This is a genomic window from Bradyrhizobium sp. UFLA05-125, from assembly GCF_059803515.1.
On the sequence record NZ_JBANBJ010000066.1, the window covers coordinates 40,316 to 46,616 of the forward strand.

The window sequence follows — 6,301 nt, forward strand, 5'->3', positions numbered from 1 at the left end:
GCGGCGCGCGCGTGCCCCAGCCACCTAGATCTGAGGCATCAGGAAATCAGTCTGGTTCGGATTGGTGAAGACATTGCACTTGCCGCCATAAGTGTCCGGCGGAATTTGCTCTTTCTTCTCGATCAGGCTCCAGACGCGGTTCTTGACCTTGATAATGTGAACGTCTTGCGTCGTGTTGTGGGTGGGGCCATCCGTGGTCATGATCCCGGCCGGACCTTCCCACCGGATGCCGGTTTCGAGGGCCGCCAGAACCGCTTCCCGCTCGAAGCTTTCGGCACGTTTGACGGCTTCAGCCCAGAGCATGACCCCGCTATAGCCGCCGAAGACTTCGCCGTTGATATAGGGGTGGTTCTTGCCGGCTACCGCTTCGACCTTGGCCAGAAACTCCTTGTTCTTCGGTGTATCGAGTTCCTGGAAGTAGTTGTAGGCAACGATCACGCCGTCGGTTTCTTCCGGTGCCAGGACCTCGTGCTCATTGCCGGCGGCAAACACGATCGAGATGATCGGAATCTTCTTCAGCATGCCGGCGGCTGCCCATTGGCGATAGAAGGACATAGCCGGGCCGCCTACGAGGCAGGAATGCACGATATCCGGTTTTGCGGCCTGGATTTTTGCAATGGCCGCGGTGAAATCCGTTACATCCAGAGGATAGTAGTCGTCGGCCAACACCTCACCACCGTCACGCTTGGCCATCACGTGGTTCCAAATGCCGAAATTGCGGGGCGCGTTATAGTCGGAAGCTATATAGTAGAGCTTCTTGCCGAGATTTTTGAATGACCATTCAAGCAGCGGAACAACCTGCTGGTTGCCACCGGTGTTGACGCAGAAAGTGTTCTTCTCGCAAAGACCGCCTTCGTAAAAGGAGCCATAGATGAACGGTATCTTGTACTTGCGTAAGACGGGGCGCGTGGCTTCGCGCGCAGCGCCGCTAAGCGCACCTTGCACCATGACGACCCGATCATTCAGCGCCGCCTTCTGCGCATATTGCGGGTACTTGTTGATATCGGACTGGCCGTCATAAACCTTGAGCTCGACCTTCTTGCCGAGCAGACCGCCGGCGGCATTGATCTCCTCGACGGCTACCTTCATGCACAAATTCGACGGCACGCCATAAATATCAAGAGGTCCCGACAAGTCGTGCAACGAGGCTATAGCAACGCTGTCTGATGCGGCCCAAGCGCGACCGGCAAATGAGCCGGCTATAGATGAAGCGGAAAGGGCTGCGGAAGAGGCAAGAAATGTGCGACGGGACAATTTCATGAGAATTCTCCTCGTGCTCGAAAGAAGAGCCAAGCTCTTTCCGCTCGAGCGATGAAACGAAAGGCAAATGCGGCCGCGGCGCCGTTCCACGGGGCGGCGCCGCAACCTCGCTCACCTACATTTGCGGCATCAAGAATTCCGTCTGGTTCGGATGAGCAAAGACATCGCACCTTCCGCCGTAGCTATCTGGCTGGATCTGCTCTTTGGTTGCAATCAGACTCCAGACGCGATTTTCGACCCTGATGATGCGCACGTCTTGGGCGGTGTGATGCGTAGCCCCGTCAGTGACCATTTTTCCGCCAGGCCCTTCCCAGCTGATCCCGCTTTCCCAAGCCTTCATGACCGCGTCGTGATCAAAGCTGTTCGCGCGCATGACGGCCGCGGCCCACAACATGACGGTGTTGTAGCCACCGATCGCCTCGCCATTAATGTAAGGATGGTTTTGACCCATCGCGTCGGAAAAACGTGCCAGGAAGGCCTTGTTGCGCGGCGTATCGAGCTCCTGGAAATAGTTATAGGCAGCGTAGATGCCGTTCGTCTCTTCAGGTGCTAGAATCTCGTGCTCTTGCCCGCCCCCGAAAATGATGGAGACGATTGGTATCTTCTTTAGCATGCCCGCTGCGGCCCATTGCCGGTAGAACGACATTGACGGGCCGCCGACCAGACAGGAATGGATGAAATCTGGTTTTGCCGCCTGGATTTTGGCGATTGCCGCAGTGAAGTCCGTAACGTCGAGCGGATAATAATCGTCGGCAAGCACCTCGCCGCCTTCGCGCTTCGCCATCACGTGATTCCAGGCTCCGAACGTGCGCGGCGCGTTGTAGTCCGAGGCGATGTAATAAAGCTTCTTGCCAAGGGTCTTGAACGACCACTCGAGCAGCGGAACGACCTGCTGGTTTCCTTCGGTGTTGCAGCAAAAGATGTTCTGCTCGCAGGCGCCACCTTCATAAATCGAACCATAAAAGTAAGGCACCTTGTATTTTCGCAGAACCGGTCGCGTCGCCTCTCGGGCAGCTCCAGTCAGGGCCCCCACGGCCATGACGGCTCGGTCCCGCAGCGCCGCCTGCTGCGCGTATTGCGGACCTTTGTTGATATCCGACTGGCAGTCGTAGGCCTTGAGGACGACTTGCTTACCCAGAAGACCGCCCGCCTTGTTCAACTCCTTGACCGCGAATTCCGTGCACATGTTCGACGGAGCGCCGTAGACGTCGAACGGTCCGGACAGATCGTAGAGTGAGGCGATTGTCACGGTGTCCGTTGCCGCGGAGGCGGGGCCGGCAAATGAGCCGGCCACGGACGCGGTGGAGACCGCGACGGAAGTACGCAGAAACGCGCGACGTGACAAATTCATGAGCATGCTCCTTGGAGTCCTGAAAAGAAGCCCAATAGGTGCGAACGACCACTCCGCCGGGGCTAGGGGGCAGGGGTGACGGATCGTCTGCGGGGACGAGACCCCACCTCGGATTCAGAGTTGAGATGGCCGTGCTATTGGAACGACCTGACGCTCGACGGGTAGGTCCGGCTCGTACAGATATTTTGCGCTTGCATCGAGAAAGTCATGGGTATGGATGACCACGGCGTCGGTGTTCAGGAAAGCGATCGCATAGGCCGGCGGCTCCATACTGCAGGGAATTCCTCGCTCATGACTAAAGTCGAGCCACAATTGATGATTGAGCCCCCGCAAAGTGGAAAAGGGAATGTTTTGCCAACTCCCGGTGATTGGGCGATGCACATGCCCGAAGAAGAGATGACGGATGGGATGCCCGTCGAGAAGTCGTCCGAACGCTGCCCCATCGTCGAGCATGATGTCGTCGGCGGGCCGGAAGTGAACGGATAGCGGAGGGTGATGCATGAAGAGATACATTGGCCTGCCCTGTGCCTCTTCCAGGCGCGCGCGCAACCACGTCCGGCGTGACTCACAGTAGAGGCCCGCATGGCTGTCGGATCGTTTCGTATCGAGGAACAGAAAACGTCCCGCAGGCGTGTCGAGCGTCGACTGGACGAAGCCGAAATCGTCGATGGCAGCCTCGGTAAATACGCTGCAGAAATTGGCGCGATCATCGTGGTTACCCATGAGAAGCCGCACAGGCATAGGCAAGATCCTAAGTGCCTCGCGCAGGCGGACATAGGCGCTCCTCTCGCCATGATGGGCAAGATCGCCCGTGATGACGCAAAGCTCGGCATCCGCATGATGCTCAGCCACATCGGCCAAGCAGGCGCGCAAGCGCTCGCCTGGATCGTTGTCGAAGAGGCGATCGCCTGTCGGAACCAAGTGAAGGTCGGTGATTTGGATGATTTTCATATGCGCTGTTTGCGAGCTAGGCTTAAGCATTCATGAGGCAATGGCTTGGCCGGAGCGTCTCGAGTTCGCGCTCCATAGCCGGCGGGATGCAATGTCGGCGCCTTGTGTCAGTGACTCGAGTTTGCGCCAAGCAATATCCGGGTCGACAGTGTGAAATGTCGCAAAGCTGGCGAATCCACAATCCGTGCCGGCAATCACTCGCTCCCGTCCGACCAGATTGGCGTATTGCTCGATCCGCTGAGCGACGACCTCGGGATGTTCAATGTAGTTCGTGCAGGTATCGATGACGCCGGGCACGAGGATCTTGTCGTCGGGAAGATGTGTCTCCTTGAAAAGGCTCCATTCATGCGAGTGACGTGGATTTGCTGCCTCCAGCAGAAGAGCCATTGGCCGCGCCTTGATGATGATATCGAAGATCTCGTGAAGATCGATGTCGTGATGGTGGGGCGACTCGTAATTGCCCCAACATAGATGCATTCGCATCCGATCAGCGGGAATATCGCGCAGGGCATGATTGAGAACGTCGACGTGAAGAGCAATCTCCTTACGAAATTCGGCGACATCCATCGGTTTCGCCCGGAAATGGCGTCCAAGCGCAAGATCAGGGCAGTCGATCTGCAGAAGCATGCCCGATGCAGCAATGGCGTCATATTCCTCCTTCATCGCGTCAGCCAAAGCATAGAGATAGGCTTCCTGCGATGGATAATATTTGTTCGGCATATAGTGGGCCATGATGCCCGGAGAGGAGGCATTCATAAAAGCCTCTTCGACCGAAACCGTGTCGAGCGCTGCCTTCAGGTTGGCGATGTCTGTGGCCACCGCCACCTCTCCCTGGTACTCCAGAGGTCCAACGCAGGCCGGAGTTTTGATATCCAAATTGACCCGCTTTGCGAAATTCGAGAACTCGGCCAGTTCAGACAACGCAAGCGGCTGATCAATGCCCGTCAAACCCGTCATGCGCTCACGTGCATAGGTCGAATAGGCGTATTTGCTCATCTCGCCATCATCAACAACAGTCAGGTCAATACTCGCCTGCTTTTTCACGATGTCGACGACCGCTGAACTAATGCTGGTCGCCAGCAACGGATCGCGCTCGGCGTCCAGTCCACCCTTCTCTTTCGCCAGGAGCATCTCCTCCAATGCGGGCGGTCGCGGCAAACTGCCGACATGTGTCGTGAGAATTCGATCGGTACTGATTTTCATTCATCTCTCCTGTTAATTTGTAGCGAAGTCCGCTGGCGGCCCCTATCCGCCGCTTCGGCGAAAAGAGGATCGCGTCCTTCTCGTGATTTCATTGGGCATGAGCTGTGCGCTCTCTCTGAGGAGCCCTGAGCGGACAGCCGTCTACAGCCTGTTTCCGGATAAGAGACGTAGCAAGCGTTGTTGACGCGGAAATGTCTTGATATTAGCCTTGCTAATAGAAGGAGTATTGCCTCTGTTAAATAAGCTGGCGTCGAAATCGGCTCACAATGTGCCGCTGCCGCTTTTATTCTGCGCGTCGAGCCTGGCGCCTGCAGTTAATATCCCGGACCGCAGCCCGCTCTCGCTGAGAAACGCATCCAACGAACAAATTTAATTATTGGTGCGCTCCGTGCCAAAGTGGTGCGCAACTGGCACAGTTTAAAGATGTTTCTTCCCGCAGAGGGTGCATCGCCAAGCAGAGGTCTGTGGTTTGCCGGCACTCTAAACTAACGAGCGAGGACACCAGTCTGCCACCACAAGTCGCGGAAGTTTGACATTTTATATACCGTGTGATGTTCATTCCCAAGTACCAGGGAAGAACTGTACGGCGAGCTTTCGTGATGCTGAAGCCCGGTAAGGGAAGACGACATGGAGCAATCCTTCTGCCTCCCGGGGATACGTAGCTTCTACTGTCGGCCCAGACAAAGTGGTGATCAGGGAATGCACCAGAAAGCACGAGGCCGAGGATGCGCGCCTCAATCAACTGTACAGGTGGCCCTGAGACCGCCTTTAGGTGTCTCGATCAATTGGGGTGCACTCGCGACGTCAACGGCGAGCGTGAGCGGCACAACGGTCGTTGGCTTTGCGCGAGACAGCGGACGGCACGCGAAAAGACCTTGAACCCGCTTGGCAATGCAAAGCCACCGCAATGGGAGGAGCAGGCTTTTACAGCATGAAAATCAGTTCTCACCAGATTGCGGCTTTTACAGAGGTCTTTAGGCGGAGAAGCGTTTCAGAAGCTGCAGCTGTCCTCGGTGTCACCCAATCGGCCGTCACCCAGCACCTTGCCAAGCTTGAGCAACATATGGGGACGACGCTCTTCATTCGCCATCGCAGCGGGCTCGTGCCAACAAAGCCGGCTCAGGAACTGTTTGCATTATCTGATCGCGTTCGGGTTCTGGAGCAGCTCGTCGCGGAGAAGATCAGCGCTTACAGTGACCTGTCGGCCGGGCATCTAACTGTGATCGCGAACGCACCGTGTCCAGCGATGCCGATTATTTCCGAATTCAACCGGCGTTTTCCTGCAGTGAGGATCACGTTCTCATTAGTGCCCTGGGAGCTCGCTAAGCAACGACTTGAAGCGCGCGACGTCGATATTGCTATCATCACTGAGCCTGATGACATTGCCAGCCTATTCCACGTGGAGCTAAGCAAAACTCGGCTTATGGCGCTCGTGCGGCGCGAGCATCGACTCGCCTGCAGACCGACACTCAGCCTGGCTGAGCTTGCACAAGAAAGAATCATTCTAACCGAAGATGGTTCTCTGACGCTACGAGA

General features: G+C 56.5%; 5 protein-coding genes. 1 reads left to right on the top strand and 4 read right to left on the bottom strand.

The window, feature by feature from the left end:
* Positions 1-24 precede the first annotated feature (24 nt).
* The 4 genes from SO156_RS35860 to SO156_RS35875 all read right to left on the bottom strand — a co-directional run bounded on the left by SO156_RS35860 (position 25) and on the right by SO156_RS35875 (position 4,765).
* Positions 25-1,260 (bottom strand): urea ABC transporter substrate-binding protein, encoded by a 1,236-nt coding sequence (locus SO156_RS35860; RefSeq protein WP_498538076.1) that lies wholly within the window; start codon positions 1,258-1,260, stop codon positions 25-27.
* A 115-nt stretch (positions 1,261-1,375) separates the two neighbouring features.
* Complete coding sequence (locus tag SO156_RS35865; protein WP_498538077.1) at positions 1,376-2,611, bottom strand: ABC transporter substrate-binding protein; 1,236 nt, start codon at positions 2,609-2,611, stop codon at positions 1,376-1,378.
* Positions 2,612-2,725: 114 nt separating this feature from the next.
* Entirely contained in the window at positions 2,726-3,562 is an 837-nt protein-coding gene (locus SO156_RS35870) for a phosphodiesterase (protein WP_498538078.1), read from the bottom strand.
* Between the two features lie 30 nt (positions 3,563-3,592).
* Positions 3,593-4,765: a cobalamin-independent methionine synthase II family protein gene (locus SO156_RS35875; protein ID WP_498538079.1), complete on the bottom strand. Its 1,173-nt coding sequence runs from the start codon at positions 4,763-4,765 to the stop codon at positions 3,593-3,595.
* Between the two features lie 931 nt (positions 4,766-5,696).
* Between SO156_RS35875 and SO156_RS35880 the strand changes: the two genes are divergently transcribed.
* On the top strand, positions 5,697-6,301 hold a 605-nt coding region (locus tag SO156_RS35880), incomplete at its 3' end, for a LysR family transcriptional regulator (RefSeq protein ID WP_498538080.1).

What these genes read in the sequence shown, in the direction of transcription:
- SO156_RS35860 (WP_498538076.1), bottom strand. Translation starts at nt 1,260, where the DNA reads ATGAAATTGTCCCGTCGCACATTTCTTGCCTCTTCCGCAGCCCTTTCC.
- SO156_RS35865 (WP_498538077.1), bottom strand. Translation starts at nt 2,611, where the DNA reads ATGAATTTGTCACGTCGCGCGTTTCTGCGTACTTCCGTCGCGGTCTCC.
- SO156_RS35870 (WP_498538078.1), bottom strand. Translation starts at nt 3,562, where the DNA reads ATGAAAATCATCCAAATCACCGACCTTCACTTGGTTCCGACAGGCGAT.
- SO156_RS35875 (WP_498538079.1), bottom strand. Translation starts at nt 4,765, where the DNA reads ATGAAAATCAGTACCGATCGAATTCTCACGACACATGTCGGCAGTTTG.